Source organism: Xanthobacter flavus, assembly GCF_017875275.1.
In the GTDB taxonomy this organism is placed as follows: domain Bacteria; phylum Pseudomonadota; class Alphaproteobacteria; order Rhizobiales; family Xanthobacteraceae; genus Xanthobacter; species Xanthobacter flavus_A.
Map to the genome: position 1 here is coordinate 2,665,365 of NZ_JAGGML010000001.1, position 15,984 is coordinate 2,681,348.

Annotated in this window: 13 protein-coding genes; 8 read left to right on the plus strand and 5 right to left on the minus strand. The window is 67.9% G+C overall.

Annotated features, from left to right (window positions below; translation table 11 throughout):
- Positions 1–4: 4 nt before the first annotated feature.
- The 3 genes from J2126_RS12885 to J2126_RS25625 form a co-directional block, all read right to left on the minus strand.
- Complete coding sequence (locus tag J2126_RS12885) at positions 5–1,633, minus strand: AMP-binding protein (protein WP_209487351.1); 1,629 nt, start codon at positions 1,631–1,633, stop codon at positions 5–7.
- Positions 1,634–1,761: 128 nt separating this feature from the next.
- Complete coding sequence (locus J2126_RS12890) at positions 1,762–1,953, minus strand: hypothetical protein (RefSeq protein WP_209487352.1); 192 nt, start codon at positions 1,951–1,953, stop codon at positions 1,762–1,764.
- 149 nt (positions 1,954–2,102) lie between these two features.
- On the minus strand, positions 2,103–2,639 hold the full coding sequence (locus tag J2126_RS25625; protein WP_348634296.1) for a cold-shock protein: 537 nt from the start codon (positions 2,637–2,639) through the stop codon (positions 2,103–2,105).
- Between the two features lie 615 nt (positions 2,640–3,254).
- On the opposite strand from J2126_RS25625, the gene J2126_RS12900 reads away from it, so the two are divergent.
- Positions 3,255–3,932 carry a nitroreductase family protein gene (locus J2126_RS12900; RefSeq protein WP_209487354.1) on the plus strand — a complete coding sequence of 226 codons (678 nt, stop codon included), beginning with the start codon at positions 3,255–3,257 and terminating at the stop codon, positions 3,930–3,932.
- 6 nt (positions 3,933–3,938) lie between these two features.
- Here J2126_RS12900 and J2126_RS12905 read toward each other — a convergent pair whose 3' ends face one another.
- On the minus strand, positions 3,939–4,181 hold the full coding sequence (locus J2126_RS12905; protein ID WP_209487355.1) for a hypothetical protein: 243 nt from the start codon (positions 4,179–4,181) through the stop codon (positions 3,939–3,941).
- Between the two features lie 170 nt (positions 4,182–4,351).
- Between J2126_RS12905 and J2126_RS12910 the strand changes: the two genes are divergently transcribed.
- Both J2126_RS12910 and J2126_RS12915 read left to right on the plus strand, forming a co-directional pair.
- A complete protein-coding gene (locus tag J2126_RS12910; protein WP_209487356.1) occupies positions 4,352–5,959 on the plus strand; it encodes a gamma-glutamyltransferase family protein in 1,608 nt (535 codons plus the stop codon).
- A gap of 124 nt (positions 5,960–6,083) precedes the next feature.
- Positions 6,084–6,920, plus strand: a complete 837-nt coding sequence (locus tag J2126_RS12915; RefSeq protein ID WP_209487357.1) for a glutaminyl-peptide cyclotransferase — start codon at positions 6,084–6,086, stop codon at positions 6,918–6,920.
- A 556-nt stretch (positions 6,921–7,476) separates the two neighbouring features.
- On the opposite strand, the gene J2126_RS12920 is transcribed toward J2126_RS12915, so the two are convergent.
- A complete protein-coding gene (locus J2126_RS12920; protein ID WP_209487358.1) occupies positions 7,477–8,064 on the minus strand; it encodes a CarD family transcriptional regulator in 588 nt (195 codons plus the stop codon).
- 574 nt (positions 8,065–8,638) lie between these two features.
- Here J2126_RS12920 and ahcY point away from each other — a divergent pair.
- From ahcY to J2126_RS12945, 5 genes are all read left to right on the plus strand, one after another.
- Positions 8,639–10,036, plus strand: a complete 1,398-nt coding sequence (gene ahcY / locus J2126_RS12925) for an adenosylhomocysteinase (RefSeq protein ID WP_209487359.1) — start codon at positions 8,639–8,641, stop codon at positions 10,034–10,036.
- Positions 10,037–10,507: 471 nt separating this feature from the next.
- Entirely contained in the window at positions 10,508–12,394 is a 1,887-nt protein-coding gene (locus J2126_RS12930) for a potassium transporter Kup (RefSeq protein WP_209487360.1), read from the plus strand.
- A gap of 184 nt (positions 12,395–12,578) precedes the next feature.
- Complete coding sequence (locus J2126_RS12935; RefSeq protein WP_209487361.1) at positions 12,579–13,622, plus strand: lysylphosphatidylglycerol synthase domain-containing protein; 1,044 nt, start codon at positions 12,579–12,581, stop codon at positions 13,620–13,622.
- Between the two features lie 128 nt (positions 13,623–13,750).
- Positions 13,751–14,968: an acyl-CoA dehydrogenase family protein gene (locus tag J2126_RS12940; protein WP_209487362.1), complete on the plus strand. Its 1,218-nt coding sequence runs from the start codon at positions 13,751–13,753 to the stop codon at positions 14,966–14,968.
- Positions 14,965–15,981 (plus strand): phosphotransferase family protein, encoded by a 1,017-nt coding sequence (locus tag J2126_RS12945; RefSeq protein ID WP_209487363.1) that lies wholly within the window; start codon positions 14,965–14,967, stop codon positions 15,979–15,981. The genes J2126_RS12940 and J2126_RS12945 overlap by 4 nt, the downstream gene beginning before the upstream one ends.
- Positions 15,982–15,984: the final 3 nt, after the last annotated feature.

Here is a 15,984-nt window from a genome sequence, read left to right on the forward strand (position 1 = left end):
GCCCTTACTCGCGCAGCATTCGGCGGATGACCTTCCCGGTGGTGGTGAGCGGCAGCTCGTCCACGAATGCGATCTCGCGGGGATATTCGTAGGACGCGAGGCGGGTGCGCACGAAGTCGCGGATCTCGGCTTCCAGCTCCGGCGTCGGCTCCACGCCGGGCATGGGCACGATGACCGCCTTGACGATCTCCGTGCGCAGCGGGTCCTTCTTGCCCACTGCGGCGGCCATGGCGACGGCGGGGTGCTTCAAGAGCACGTCCTCGATCTCCGCCGGGCCAATGCGGTAACCGGCCGAGGTGATCACGTCGTCGTCGCGGCCGAGGAAGTGGAAATAGCCCTCCTCGTCCCGCGTCGCGAGATCGCCGGTGAGGAGCCAGCCGTCCTTCACCTTGTCCGCGGTGGCCTCGGGGCGGTTCCAATAATTCAGGAACATCACCGGGTCGGGCGTGCGCACGGCGATCTGGCCCATCTGGCCCGGCGGCAGGATGCGCCCGTCCTCGCCCAGCACCGCCACGTCGTGGCCGGGCACCGCCTTGCCGGTGGCGCCGGCCTTGGCGACGCCCAGCGCTGCCGAGGAGCCGATGACGTAATTGCATTCGGTCTGGCCGTAGAACTCGTTCACCGGCACGCCGAGGGCCTCGCGGCCCCACTCGAACGTCTCCGCCCCGAGCGCCTCACCGGCGGAGCCCACCGTGCGCAGATCGAAGCCGAATTTTGTGCGCGGGTTCCGCACCTGCCGCATCATGCGCAGCGCGGTGGGCGGGATGAAGACGTTGCGCACCTCGGCGGTCTTCATCAAGGCGAATGCGGCTTCGGGATCGAACTTGCCGCGCGGCTGCGCCACGACAGGCACGCCCAGCGCCAGCGCGGGCAGCACGGTGTTCAGGAGGCCGCCGGCCCAGGCCCAGTCCGAGGGCGTCCACATGCGGTCGCCCGGCTGTCCGATGCCGTCATGGGTGAAGGTGACGCCGCTGACATGGGCCAGCAGCACCCGGTGGCCGTGTAGCGCGCCCTTGGGCTGTCCCGTGGTGCCGGAGGTATAGATCATCAGCGCCGGATCATCCGGGCCGGAGGCGATGGGAAGCGGGCGGTCCGAGGCCGCCTCCACCAGAGCGGAGAAGCCCACGGCGCCATCGCGCGGGCCGTCCACATTGATCACGAGATCCAGCGGCTCGGGCCGTGCGATCAGCTTGGCGAGGCCGGCATCGTCGGTGACGAGGGCGCGGGCGCCGGAATCCAGCAGGCGATAGGCGATGGCATCCACGCCGAACGCGCCGGCGAGCGGCACCGCGATCGCGCCCATCTTGTAGACGGCGAGATGGGTGACGAGCACATCCAGCGACTGGGGGAGGAGAATGGCGACCCGGTCGCCTGGCCTGATGCCGGAGGCGACGAGCGCATGGGCCAGACGGTTCGAAAGCCGCGCCAGCGCACCGTAGGAGACGGGCGCGAAGCCGTTGCCCGAGGGCAGGAAGAGCGCCGGACGGTTCGGATGCTGCGTCGCGATGGCGTCGCAGGCGTGCACCGCCATGTTGTAGCGCTCCGGAACCATCCAGAGGAAAGCCCGGCGCCGGCGCTCATATGCGCTGGTTTCTGCGTCCGATCCCGGAGCGCCCGTGCTGTGCGCCAGCATCCCGACCCGTGCCTTTCCGCCCCAATCCTTATGTTGCGGCGCACGCTACAGGCTCGGGGGCGGAAGGTCCACCCGGCGGTTAGCCGGGCACCTTGAAGCGGAAAAGGCGATCGGATCAGGCAAGCGGATCAGCGCCGGACGCCTTCTTCCTGCATCAGAGCCTCGGTGGCGGCGATGGCGCCTTCCAGCTCGGAAATCTTGCGCAGCATACCGTCGGAGGGGAGGGTCGAGCCCCTGGCTGCGGTGAGGATCAGCTCGCGCTGCGCCGCCTTGAGGCGATCGAGAAGGCTTGCGAGGTTGGCCTCGGCCTGTTGCGCCATGTTCGTGTTCAACTCCGGGAACGTCCGCGGCCGCGCCTGCGGAAGCGGCAGAAATGGAAACGGTGCCGCGCTTTCGCCCGGCACCGCTGGTTGCATCGCGCCTCGCCACCGCCCGGACGAGCCGGCCGGCGGCGAAGGAATATGCGAAATCAGTCGGCGAGCTCGATGCCGCGAGCTTCCGGACCCTTGGGGCCCTGACCCACCTGCACCACAACGCGCTGGCCCTCGGCGAGGTCGCTGAGGCCGGAACGGGAGATGACGGTGACGTGCACGAACACGTCCTTGCCGCCGCCTTCCACCGCGATGAAGCCGAAGCCCTTCTCGGGGTTGTACCACTTCACGGTGCCCACGCGCTCCTCGGTGGGACCGGTCGCAGCACGGGGGCCGCCGCCGGCGCGGGGGGCGCCGCCGAAGCCGCCGCCACCACCGCCGAAGCCACCACCACCGGGACGGTCGCCGAAGCTGCGGCGGGCCGGGGCGGCCTCCGCGGTCGAGGTGTCGACTTCGAGCACTTCAGTGACCTGACGGCCCTTCTGGCCCTGGCCGACGCGCACCGACAGCTTGGAGCCGGGGGGCACGCTTTCCTGGCCGGCGGCCTCGAGGGCACGGGCATGGAGGAAGACGTCGCCCGAGCCGTCCGACAGCTCGACGAAGCCGAAACCCTTCTCAGGGTTGAACCACTTCACGGTGGCGTCGATCGTCGGGCCGGAAGGGGCGGGGGCGCTGAAGCTGCTGCTGGGCGAGGAAAAAGGACGGTCCCCTCCGAAGCCGCGGTCACGCGGCGGCGCAAAGTCGTCGTCAAAGCCACGGCGGCGCGGCTCTCGGAAGTCTCGGTTACGGCTCATGTGTATTTCCGTTGAGGTCAGTCGCCAATTTTGGCTTAGGGCCATCCACCACTGCTGGACAATGATGCGTTTCTACGTGCCACACTTTAACTTGCACGTTTCGGGCGTCTTGAAATCCGCCTTCGCACAACGCCTGTTCCAGCCACCCGCGTCTCGCCTCGCAGCCTATATGACAGGTCGGAAAACATGCCCACGCACTCGGGCGCACGGCTCCGACCAACATGCAGACTAACACATCTCTCCCGCTTTGGTACATGAATGTTGAACGACGGCGCTGCTTGATGATGATGCCGCGCCGCAACGGCCGTTCTGTCCTGCCGGGCCTCGCCGGCGGAGGCGGTGGTCGGGCCGGCCGCAGGGCGATGGGAAGACTTCTAGTTTGATTGTACCTCGTTCTATTTTGCGGCGGCGCATCTATTCATGAGCCCGCCCGCGCCCGCGTCACAGGAAGCCAGCATGGCCGAACCCGCCGCATCCGAATCCGCCCTTGGCGAGACCGTGCCGCGCCCGCACGCCCATGGCACGGCACCGGCCTACGCGGCACCGCTGGCGGATGTTCCGGTTTCGGCGGAGACCCTGGAACTGCTGGAGACACGCCGCTCCCTCCCGCTCCGCGCGCTGCTCGCGCCCGGCCCGACTCCGCAGGAACTGGACCGGATGCTTGCCATCGCCGCGCGGGTGCCGGACCACGGCCGGCTGGTGCCCTGGCGCTTCATCGTCATCGAGGGGGCGGCGCGGGAGGCGGCCGGCGTGCGGCTCGATGCCCTCTATGCGGAGCAGAACCCCGGACTCGCACCGGACAAGGCGCGCATGTGGCGGGACTACCTGATGCGGGCACCGCTCACCATCGTGGTCGTGAGCCGTGCGGACCCGGCGTCGAAAATTCCGGAGCTGAACCAGATTCTCTCGGCCGGAGCCGCCGCGATGAATCTGGTGGTGGCGGCGACGGCGCTGGGCTTTTCCGCGCTGTGGCTGCTGAAATGGCCGGGGCGCGATCCCGCCGCGGCCGCGCTGCTCGGGGTCGAAGCGAGTGAGAAAGTGGCCGGCTTCATCCATATCGGCCGGCCGGCGGCACGGGTGGAGGATCGTCCGCGACCGTCGCTGGCCGATGTGGTGACGCGATGGACCGCCTGACGCAGCTCAGCCCAGCGACATTTCCACCGCATAGGCGCGGCGGAAATACTTCACCGAAATGTAAAGGGCGGCGAGGCTGAACAGGGCCATCAGGGCATATTCGCCGATGTCGCCGAGATGCATCAGGCCGGCCAGTGCCCAGCCAGCGGCGATGGCGGTGGCGACGGCTTGGGTCGCAACCAGCGTCGTGGCGCTCACCACGGTAAACAGGCTGCCGCCCCCCGTCTTGCCCACACCCGAACCCGCCATTCCAGTCTCCTGTACCGTTCGGCGCGATTCCCGCCGAACCGCGCGGCGGGCGTCGGACGCTGGAGTCTTTCGCCGGCCGCTGCTCTATATAGGGCGGAAACTGCGCTGGGCGCGGCGCCGGGTCAAGTCCGGCCGGCCCGGTCCCCTCCCGCTTTGCCCCGAGGACCCTCATGCTGGCCGCCGAAGAGTATGAAAGCACCCACGCCGCCCGTGGCATCGTCGCCGCGCCGCATCACCTCGCCGCCACGGCCGGGCAGGAGGTGCTGGCGGAAGGCGGCAACGCCGTCGAGGCGATGATCGCGGCGGCGGCGGCCATCGCCGTGGTGTATCCGCACATGAATCATGTGGGCGGCGACGGCTTCTGGCTCATCCGCGAGCCGTCCGGTCGGGTGCGCTACATCGAGGCGTGCGGTTTCGCCGGGAGCCTCGCCACCATCGCCCGCTACCATGACCTCGGCTTCGAGACGATCCCCACCCGCGGCCCGGATGCCGCCGTCACCGTGCCCGGCGCGGTGGGCGGCTGGGCTCTGGCGCTCGATGCGGCGCGCAGCCATGGCGGGCGGATGACCCTGCGCCGGCTGCTGGAGCCGGCCATTCGTTTCGCGCGGGAAGGCGTGGCGGTGACGCGCTCCCAGACGCGGCTCACCCGCGAGAAGCGCGCGGAGCTGGAGAGCGCGCCCGGCTTCGCCGAGGTGTTCCTGCCGGGCGGCGCCGTGCCGGAGGAGGGATCGCTGCAGCGCCAGCCGCGCCTTGCCGATACGCTGGACCACCTCACTGCCGCCGGCCTCGCAGACTTCTACCGGGGCGACGTGGCGCGCGAGATGGCGGCGGACCTGGAGCGCATCGGCAGCCCGGTGACGCGCGCCGATCTCGCGCGCTATACCGCCCGCGAGCGGCCGCCGCTGGAGATGAAGATCGGCCGCGCCCGCCTGTTCAACGCCCCGCCGCCGACGCAGGGCCTCGCCTCCCTCCTCATCCTCGGCCTGTTCGACCAGCTCAAGGTGGCGCGGGCGGAGACCTTCGAGCACATCCACGGCCTCGTGGAGGCTACCAAGCGCGCGTTTCTGGTGCGCCAGCAGGTGGTGTGCGATCCCGAACACCTGCCGCACGATCCCGCCTCCTTCCTCGATCCCAAGTCGCTGGCGCAGCGGGCGGCGAAGATCGACATGAAGCGGGCGCTGCCGTGGCCGCACGAGGCGAAGCCGGGCGACACCATCTGGATGGGCGCCGCAGACGCCTCGGGGCTGGCGGTATCCTACATCCAGTCCATCTATTTCGAGTTCGGCTCGGGCTGTGTGCTGCCGTCCACCGGCGTGCTCATGCAGAACCGAGGCTCCAGCTTCGTGCTGGACCCGAAGTCGCTCAACCCGCTGCTGCCGGGCCGGCGCCCGTTCCACACCCTCAACCCCGCGCTCGCGGAACTCGCAGATGGGCGCATCCTCGCCTATGGCACCATGGGCGGGGAGGGCCAGCCGCAGACGCAGGCGGCGGTTTTCACCCGCCATGCCCTGTTCGGCGTGCCGCTGGGCGAGGCCATCGCCCGGCCGCGCTGGCTCCTGGGCCGCACCTGGGGCGACCAGGAGACCAACCTCAAGCTTGAAGCGCGCTTCGACGGCAATATCGTCGATCGTTTGCTGTCGGTTGGGCACGAACTCGTGGTTCTGCCGGAAGATTACTCCGACACCATGGGGCATGCCGGTGGCGTGGTCATCCACCCGAGCGGCCAGCTGGAAGGGGCCCACGATCCGCGCGCGGACGGCGGGGCGGCGGGCGTCTGACGGCTTGAGCTTGACGCCCGACGCGCTGCACGCCGACCATGCCCGCCAATAAAGACAATCGGGAGCGGCGCCCATGGTGGGGAGGGACGGGATCGCACGGGAGACAATCGGGCGACGGTCGGTGATGAAGGGCATGGCTGGCCTCGGCCTCGCGGCGCTGGCCGCCGGCCGGACCCATGCGGCGGGCGAGCAGACGCTGTCCGGCGAGCCGCCCACCCATGGGCCGGTGCAGCTCACGTCCGAGCGCGTGCTGGGGCAGAGTGCCATCCCCGTCTATCGCTACCGCGTGGTGAAGGTGCATCCGCACGACACCTCCTCCTACACGGAGGGCTTCGTGCTGGAGGGCGGCACCATCTATGAGGGGACCGGCCTCTACGGCCGCTCGCGGCTGATCGAGTGGGAGCTGGCGACCGGACGGGTGCTGCGGGAGCGGGCGCTGGACCCCAACGTCTTCGGCGAGGGCGTGACGGTGATGGGCGAGCGCATTTACCAGCTCACCTATCTGGACAACCACGCCTACGTCTACGACCGCAGGACGTTCGAGCGGATCGGTGCCTTCCGCTACACCGAGCAGGGGTGGGGGATGACCCATGACGGCACCCACCTCATCACCAGCAACGGCTCGTCCTCCATCGTCTTCCGCGATCCCGCCACCTTCGAGCGGGTGCGCACCATCTTCATCTCCGATGCGGTGGCGCCGGTGGGCTTCCTCAACGAGCTGGAATATGCGGACGCCAAGCTCTACGCCAACGTCTGGCAGAGCCATTTCATCGCCATCATCGATCCGGCGGATGGGAAAATGCTCGGCTGGATCGACCTGTCCGGCCTCAATCCGGACCCGGCCAAGCTGGTCTATCCCTACGTGCTCAACGGCATCGCCTTCGACAAGGCCACCGGCCATCTGCTGGTCACCGGCAAGTGCTGGCCGCATGTGTGGGAGATCGCGCTGGAATTGCGCTGAGTCCAGGAGGGGCCGGGGAGGGGCCGGGAGAAGGTCGGCCATTCGGGCCTGACATGAATCCGGCTGCCGTCCGGGGAAGACGACAGCCGGGGAGCTTCGGCTGCGCCGGCGGGCAGGGCCCGCGGCGCCGCACGGGTCACAGCCCGACGCAGATCGCGCCGCTGCTAGGTCTTGACGTCAACTTGACCTCCTTGCTCGGTGCCACGCACGCAGCCCGGCCTTTGCGCCCGCAGGTGCTGGCGCGCCGGACCCCGGCGGGGCTTTCTTGATCTTGCTTGGGATGTTGCCGATCGCGGGCTTTGGGGAGCGGACTTTGGGGGAGCATGAGACGTCTCCATGCCGGCGCCCCCGCCTGCTCAGCACTGTCATCATAGCGTGCCGGGAGGCGGCGTACACCCCGCCCAGGCTGCCGCGCGAAAACTTGATCTGGACAGGCGCCGGGGTGGGCGTCCGCACAAAAAAGCCGGCCGAAGCCGGGTGCGTCATCTTAGAAAAAAGAACCCGGCCGAAGCCGGGTTCCTGTCGCTCGCCGTGTAAAACTGGCAGTCGTGGACGCTCAGGCGGCCTCTTCGGCTTCCATGTCCTGGTCGAGGTCGGCCTCGTCCGCCACCTTGGCGGCGCCGCGGCGCGGACCCTTGAGGAGGTTCTGCTCGATGAGCTTCACCGACTCGGTCTCGGTGATGTTCTGCACCGCCGAAAGCTCGCGGGCCATGCGATCGAGGGCGGCCTCGTAGAGCTGGCGCTCGGAATAGGACTGCTCGGGCTGGGCCTCGGACCGGTAAAGGTCGCGCACCACTTCGGAGATGGCGACGAGGTCGCCGGAATTGATCTTGGCTTCGTATTCCTGCGCGCGGCGGCTCCACATGGTGCGCTTGACGCGGGCGCGACCCTGCAGGGTCTCGAGCGACTTCTCGACGATGTTGGTCTCGGAGAGCTTGCGCATGCCGACGCTGGCGATCTTGGCGAGGGGCACCCGCAGCGTCATCTTGTCCTTTTCAAACGAGATCACGAAGAGTTCGAGCTTGAAACCGGCGACTTCCTGTTCCTCGATGGCCATGATCCGGCCAACACCATGGGACGGGTAAACAATGTGCTCGCCCGTCTTGAAGCCGAGACGGGCCTGCGCGTTCTTCTTTGCCGACATGCTCTTGACACTCCTGATCCGGCCCGCGAAAAACGGGGCCGAACCTGTTGGTGCGCCGGCCGGCCGGTCCGGTCCCGGTACGGCGCGCACCTTCAGCTGCGGATATGGGTTGCGGCCGGAACGCCCGCTACCCCGCTCTGCCAGACGATGCAAAGACAGCCATGTCGCCGCGCCGCATGAAGACGGCCGGCACAATATTCTCGCCCCTTTGTTCCCGAGAATGCGCCCTAGAACATGCGCGAACACATTGCGGGCGCGATGTGGCTGGTAGTGGAAGCAATCGACTGTAAAGTCACGTATATCACAATTTTTGTCGGAATCAAAGCGCGCATGTCGCCAACCTTACCTACGCGGGCGAGGGGCGGGGACTTGCGCGACGACTGGTCCTCACTGCGCGCTGACTTGCGGCGCATCGGGGAGCATTCCGCAGCGTCGCGCCGCCGTCCGGGTCGACTCCCTCATATAAGCATTTCTTTATATCCTTATTGCCCCCATGCCCCTGCCATGCTAAATGGCGCGCCATGACCGGCGGCTTTACGCCCGCCGCCCGAGACGATCTCAAGCGGAGCGATCCATGAGCAACGATTATGTGGTGAAGGACATCAACCTCGCGGACTGGGGCCGCAAGGAACTGGACATCGCCGAAATCGAAATGCCCGGCCTCATGGCCACCCGCGCCGAATACGGCCCGAGCCAGCCGCTCAAGGGCGCGCGCATCGCCGGCTCGCTGCACATGACGATCCAGACCGGCGTGCTCATCGAGACGCTGAAGGCGCTCGGTGCCGACGTGCGCTGGGCCTCGTGCAACATCTACTCGACCCAGGACCACGCCGCGGCCGCCATCGCCGCCGCCGGCACCCCCGTCTTCGCCGTCAAGGGCGAGACGCTGGAGGAATACTGGGAGTACACCCACCGCATCTTCGAGTGGGCCGACGGCGGCGCCCCGAACATGATCCTGGACGACGGCGGCGACGCCACCCTGCTCGTCCACCTCGGCAAGCGCGCGGAAGAGGGCGACACCGCCTTCCTCGAAGGTGCCACCAACGAGGAGGAGGAAGTCCTCTTCGCCGCCATCAAGCGCCGCCTGAAGCACAAGCCCGGCTGGTATTCCATGCTCGCCAAGTCCATCCAGGGCGTGACGGAAGAGACCACCACGGGCGTGCATCGCCTGTATGAGATGCAGAAGAAGGGCACGCTCCTGTGGCCCGCCATCAACGTCAACGACAGCGTCACCAAGTCGAAGTTCGACAATCTCTACGGCTGCCGTGAATCGCTGGTGGACGGCATCCGCCGCGGCACCGACGTGATGATGGCCGGCAAGGTGGCCATGGTCGCGGGCTTCGGCGACGTGGGCAAGGGCTCGGCCGCCTCGCTGCGCAACGCCGGCTGCCGCGTGATGGTCTCCGAGATCGATCCCATCTGCGCCCTCCAGGCGGCGATGGAAGGCTATGAGGTCACCACGATGGAGGACGCGGCCCCCCGCGCCGACATCTTCGTGACCGCCACCGGCAATCTCGACGTGATCACCGTGGAGCACATGCGCGCCATGAAGGATCGCGCCATCGTGTGCAACATCGGCCACTTCGACAGCGAGATCCAGGTCGCCGGCCTGAAGAACTTCAAGTGGCACAATGTGAAGCCGCAGGTGGACGAGGTCGAGTTCGCGGACGGCAAGCGCATCATCCTGCTCTCCGAGGGGCGCCTCGTGAACCTCGGCAACGCCACCGGCCATCCCAGCTTCGTGATGTCGGCCTCCTTCACCAACCAGACGCTGGCGCAGATCGAGCTGTTCACCAAGCCCGGCCAGTACGAGAAGAAGGTCTACACCCTGCCGAAGTCCCTCGACGAGAAGGTGGCGGCGCTGCATCTCGACAAGATCGGCGTGAAGCTGACCAAGCTCTCGGACGTGCAGTCGGCCTATATCGGCGTGGCGCAGCAGGGCCCCTTCAAGCCCGAGCATTACCGCTACTGATCGCCGCGTCCCGCGTCGGTCCCCGGTTCTCGCGAACGCCGGCCCTCGGGCCGGCGTTCTGCGTTGGAGACCGGGTGGTCACGCCGCGTGCGGCACCGCATTGTGTTCACCTGCGAACGGAGATAGGTGTTGGGAACCCGCGACGCGCGGGAAGCGGTTCCACGGTCGCCATGCGGCGTGTCGTCGGGACGTTCGATCCGGGGCATGCCGCGTTCCGGAGCGAAGGCTTCCTGCAAGGACCGGGGCGGGTTCAGGCCTCAGGATGCTCGAGGCGGAGATCTGCAGCGGGGCGTGTTGAGGGGACTAGTTGCGGGGGCTTGGCCTTGAACGGTTACGTGCGACTCTCGCGAGACTCCTTTCTGCGCGATGCATCTCTTTGCGATGCCCATCCTACCGCTGGCCGGTGCTCCGGCTGCGTTTCGCCGCGCGCACCCCTGACGCTCGCGCCCGGCTGAGAGGCAGCCGCCCTCCATGTCCACCAGCTTTTCCCGCGACCGTTCGCGCACCCTGCCGTTCGCTGCGGAGATCGGCGCCCTCGGCGTCGTCTTCGGCGATATCGGCACGAGCCCGCTCTACGCCCTCAAGCAGGGCGTCCTGGCCGTGGGCGGAACCAATTTCATCGGCGCCGACGTGCTCGGCCTGCTGTCCCTCATCACCTGGAGCATCATCCTCTCGGTGACGGTGAAGTACGTCTTCCTCGTGCTCCGGGCCGACAACGACGGCGAAGGCGGCATCCTCGCGCTCGTCACCCTGCTCGATCTCCATCGCAGCGCCATCGGGCTGAGGTGGTACCTGCTTGCGGCGGGCCTGCTTGGGGCCGCCATGCTCATCGGCGACGGCGTGCTCACCCCGGCCATCTCCGTGCTCTCGGCCATCGAAGGCCTGCAGGTCATCTCGCCGGAGCTGGAGCACTGGGTGGTGGCGCTCACCTGCCTGGTCTTGCTCGCCATCTTTTTTTCCCAGCGGCTCGGCACCGAGCGCATCGCTTCCTTCTTCGGTCCCGTGATGCTGCTGTGGTTCGGATCGCTGGCGGCGCTCGGCGTCTACGGCATCGTCCAGGCGCCGCAGGTGATCGCCGGCCTCGATCCGCGCCACGGCATCATGCTGATGGTCGAGCATCCCGGGCTCGCCGGCGTCATCCTTGGCGCCTGCTTCCTGGCGGTGACGGGCGGCGAGGCGCTCTATGCGGACCTCGGCCATTTCGGCCGGCCGGTCATCGCGCGGGCCTGGTTGTTCGTGGCCATGCCGGCGCTGCTGCTCAATTATTTCGGGCAGGGCGCGATCCTGCTGGTGGACCCGAGCGCGGTCCGCAATCCCTTCTACGACCTCTGCCCCGACATGTTCGACGTGCCGCTCTTGTTCCTCGCGACGGCGGCCACGGTGATCGCGTCCCAGTCGATCATCACCGGCGTGTTCTCGCTGGCGAAGCAGGCCATCGAGCTGGGCTATCTGCCGCCCATGCGCATCCGCTACACCTCCGAGCACAACGAGCAGCACATCTATGTGGGCCGGCTGAACTGGCTGCTGATGATCGCCTGCATCGCGGTGGTGCTGGGCTTCGAGGCCTCCGAGCGGCTGGCCTCGGCCTACGGCATCGCGGTGGCGTTCGCGATGGTGACCACCTCCATCCTGTTCATCGCCCAGGTCAAGCGGGCGTGGGGCTGGCCCTCCTTCGCGGTGTGGGCCATGGCGGCCGGCCTGCTGACGGTGGACCTCGCCTTCGCCTCGGCCAACATGACGAAGATCCACGACGGTGGCTGGCTGCCGCTCTCCATCGCGGCGGTCATCATCTTCGTGATGGTCAGCTGGCGGCGCGGCCTCGAGGCCGTGGTGGCCCAGCAGGTGCGCTTCACCGAACCTCTCGACAATTTCGTCGCCCGCAAGGACCGGGTGAACGATGTCGAGGCGCCGCGCACTGCCATCTTTCTGTCTCGTGCGGGTGCGATGACGCCCGTGGCCCTTTCCCGAATGGCGGACCTGCTCAAGGTCCGGTTCGAGAAGGCGGTCATCGTCTCGGTCTGGATCGCCGCCCGTCCGCGGGTGTCGGTGGAGGACAGGGTCAAGGTGACCACCCTCAACGAGGGGTTCGTGCGGGTCGATCTGCGGTTCGGCTACATGCAGCAGATCGACGTGCCGTCGGTGCTGGGTCCGGCGCTGAGCGCGCGGGGCATCGATCCGGACGCGGCGATCTATGTGATCGGCCACGAGCGGATCATCCCGCCCGATGAGGTCATCAAGCTGAGGGACGTGGTCGCCCACGTCTTCGCGTTCCTCGCGCGCAATGCCGAGCGCTCGGTCGACCGTTTCGGCCTGCCGCGCGCCCGGACGGTGGAGATCGGCTATCCGGTGAAGCTCTGAGCGTCCGCTCCGGCACCGGCGGCTCGTCCGATCCCAGCCTCAGGCAGGGCTTATAGTGTTTCACGAACCGAAAGACGGCCTGACCGCGATCGACGCGCCTCAAAAAAAGGCTCCCCATAGGGCAGGGGACCAAACTACAACAGGGGCGTCCGACGTCGTCGCGGGCGGGGGGAACGGTGACGATATGGCTGCGCGCACTCTGGCGGTGAGAGTATCGACGTTCTTCAAGGAGCGCGTGGGCCTGCATGGCCTTGGCTTCATCCTGAGCCTGATCGTGATCGCCTTTGCGGCGGTCGTGCTCTACCGGATGTTGCACAACCTCAAATGGTCGGATGTGCTGGATGCCCTGCGCGAGAAGAATCCGCGCGACGTAGCCATCGCCTTCTTCCTGGTGGCCGGCGCCTATCTGACGCTCACCTTCTATGACTGGTTCGCTTTGCGCACCATCGGCAAGGGCCATGTGCCCTATCGCACGGCGGCGCTGGCCGGCTTCTGCTCCTATTCGGTGGGCCACAACGTGGGCTTCACCGTCTTCACCGGCGGCTCGGTGCGCTACCGCATCTATTCCGCCTGGGGCCTCGGCGCCATCGACGTGGCGAAGATCTGCTTCGTGGCCGGCCTCACCTTCTGGCTCGGCAACATCGCCGTGCTCGGCCTCGGCATCACGCTGCACCCCGAGGCGGCCACCGCCGTGGACCAGCTGCCGCCCTTCGTGAACCGGCTCATCGGCGTCGGCGCCTTGTGCGCGCTGGTGGCCTACATCACCTGGGTGTCGCTGGCGCCACGCACCATCGGCCGCTCGAGCTGGTTCGTCACGCTGCCGCGCGGCCCCACCACCCTGTTGCAGGTGGGCATCGGCATCCTCGACCTCAGCCTGTGCGCGGCCGCCATGTACATGCTGATGCCGGCCTCGCCCTATATCGACCCCATCAGCCTGTCGGTCATCTTCGTCACCGCCACCCTGCTCGGCTTCGCGAGCCACGCGCCGGGCGGTCTCGGGGTGTTCGACGCGGCGCTGCTGGTCGCGCTGCCGCAGTTCGACAAGGCGGAACTGCTCGGCGCGCTGCTGGTGTTCCGGCTGTTCTATTACATCGTGCCGTTCGCCTTCGCCCTGACCCTGCTCGGCGCGCGCGAACTTAGCCTGCGCCTGGCCGGCAAGGAGCAGGCCGCCGCCGCGAAGGCCGAGGCGGAAGCAAGGGCCGCCGCGTCCAAGACGCCGGCGGAGTAGGCAAGTTCAACGTCCGATTTGCCGGTGTTAACCGGCGGCACGGCCGCCGGAGCCGTTGCCAACGCCGTGCATCCGATATAAAAAGCGAGCGCTCGCTCGTTTTTCTGATCGCACCTGAGGGCGCATCCATGGACTTCACCATCTCGCCGGCCCTGGAAGACCTCCGCAGCCGCATCGCCGGCTTTGTCTCGCAGGAGATCATCCCGCTTGAGAGCGACCCGTCGGCCTATGACGCGCACGAGAACATCGCCGCCGCGCTGCTGGAGCGCCTGCGGGCGAAGGCGCGGGCGGAAGGGCTCTGGTGCCTCCAGCTGAAGCCGGAAAATGGCGGCCTCGGTGTCGGCCGCATGGGCATGGCGGTCTGCTACACGGAGATGAACCGCTCCATTTTCGGACCGGTGGTGTTCAATTCCGCCGCCCCCGACGACGGCAACATGATGGTGCTGGAGCAGGTCGGCACCGCCGACCAGAAGGCCCGCTGGCTCGCCCCCATCGCCCGCGGCGAGGTCCGCTCCGCCTTCGTCATGACCGAGCCCCACCCCGGCGGCGGCTCCGACCCGTCCATGATGCTCACCCGGGCGGAGAAGCAGCCGGACGGCTCCTACCGCATCTACGGCCGCAAATGGTTCATCACCGGCGCGGAGGAGGCGGCGCACTTCATCATCGTCGCCCGCACCTCCGACGATGCGCGCAAGGGCCTGACCGCCTTCGCCTTCCACCGCGACGCGCCGGGCTGGCGCATCGTGCGGCGCATCCCCATCATGGGGCCGGAAGAGCATGGCGGGCATTGCGAGCTGGAGTTCGACGGCCTCACCATCCCGCCCGAGGATGTGCTGATGAACGAGGGCGACGGCCTCAAGGTCACCCAGATTCGCCTCGGCCCGGCGCGGCTCACCCACTGCATGCGCTGGCTCGGCCTCGCCATGCGCTCGGTGGCCATCGCCCGCGACTATGCGGCGGTGCGCGAGGGCTTCGGCATCCGGCTCGCCGATCGCGAAAGCGTGCAGACCATGCTTGGACGCATCGCCATGGAGATCGAGATCGGTCGCCTGCTGGTCATGAAGGCGGCCTTCGAGCTGGACCGCGGCGGGCTCGCCCGCAAGGAAATCTCCATGGCCAAGATCAAGGCCGCCAACACCCTGCATCTCGCCGCCGACACCGCCATCCAGATCAACGGCGCGCGCGGCTATTCCAAGGACACGGTGCTGGAGTGGATCTACCGCTACGCCCGGCAGGCCCGCATCGTGGACGGGGCGGATGCGGTGCACGAGATGGTGCTCAACCGCTTCCTGGACAAGGAAGGCGATGATTTCTGGAACTGGCCGGTGGCGGGAGGAGCGGCGTGAGCGATCAGACCTCCTCCCTCGGCTTCGATTCCGCCGCGCTGGATGCGTGGCTCAAGGCCCGCGTGCCTGGTCTCTCCGGCGCGCCGCGCTTCGAGGCCATTTCCGGCGGGCAATCCAACCCCACCTTCTTCGTCACCTATGACGATCGCGCCCTCGTGCTGCGCAAGCAGCCACCGGGCGAGCTTCTGCCGTCCGCCCATGCGGTGGATCGCGAATACCGCATCATGCACGCCCTGGCCGGCACCGGCGTGCCGGTGCCGCCCGTGCTCGCTTTGTGCGAGGACAGGTCCGTCATCGGCACCCTCTTCTATGTCATGGAGAAGGTGGACGGCCGCGTCTTCCATGACTGCACCCTGCCCGGCGTGACGCCGCAGGAGCGCCGGGCCATGTACGCGGCCATGGCGCAGACGCTGGCAGCGTTGCACAACGTGGACCCCGCCGCCGTCGGGCTGTCCGACTTCGGCCGCCCCGGCAATTATTTCAGCCGCCAGATCGCCCGCTGGACCCGCCAGTGGGACCTCTCCAAGACCCGCGAGGACGCCAACATCGACCGCCTCGTGGCCTGGCTGCCGGAGCATGTGCCGGCGGACGAGACCAGCCGCATCGCCCATGGCGACTACCGCATCGGCAACCTCATGTTCCATCCCACCCGGCCCGAGGTCGTGGCGGTGCTGGACTGGGAATTGTCGACGCTCGGCCATCCCCTCGCGGACCTCGCCCATTGCGCCATGGCCTGGGTGTCGCGGCCGGAGGAATATGGCGGCATCGACGGGCTCGACCTCGATGCGCTGGGCATTCCCGCCCGTGCCGATTTCGTCGAGGCCTATCAGGCCGCCGCGACCCACGGGGCGCAGCTGACCGCCTTCCACATGGCGTTCGCCTTATTCCGTTGGGCGGTGATCTTCGAAGGCATCGCAGCGCGGGCCAGGGCCGGCAATGCGGCAGCCGAGGGCGCGGCAGATACCGGCCGCCTCGCCGAAGCCTTCGCCGCGCGGGCGGCGGCCTTCACCTGAGCG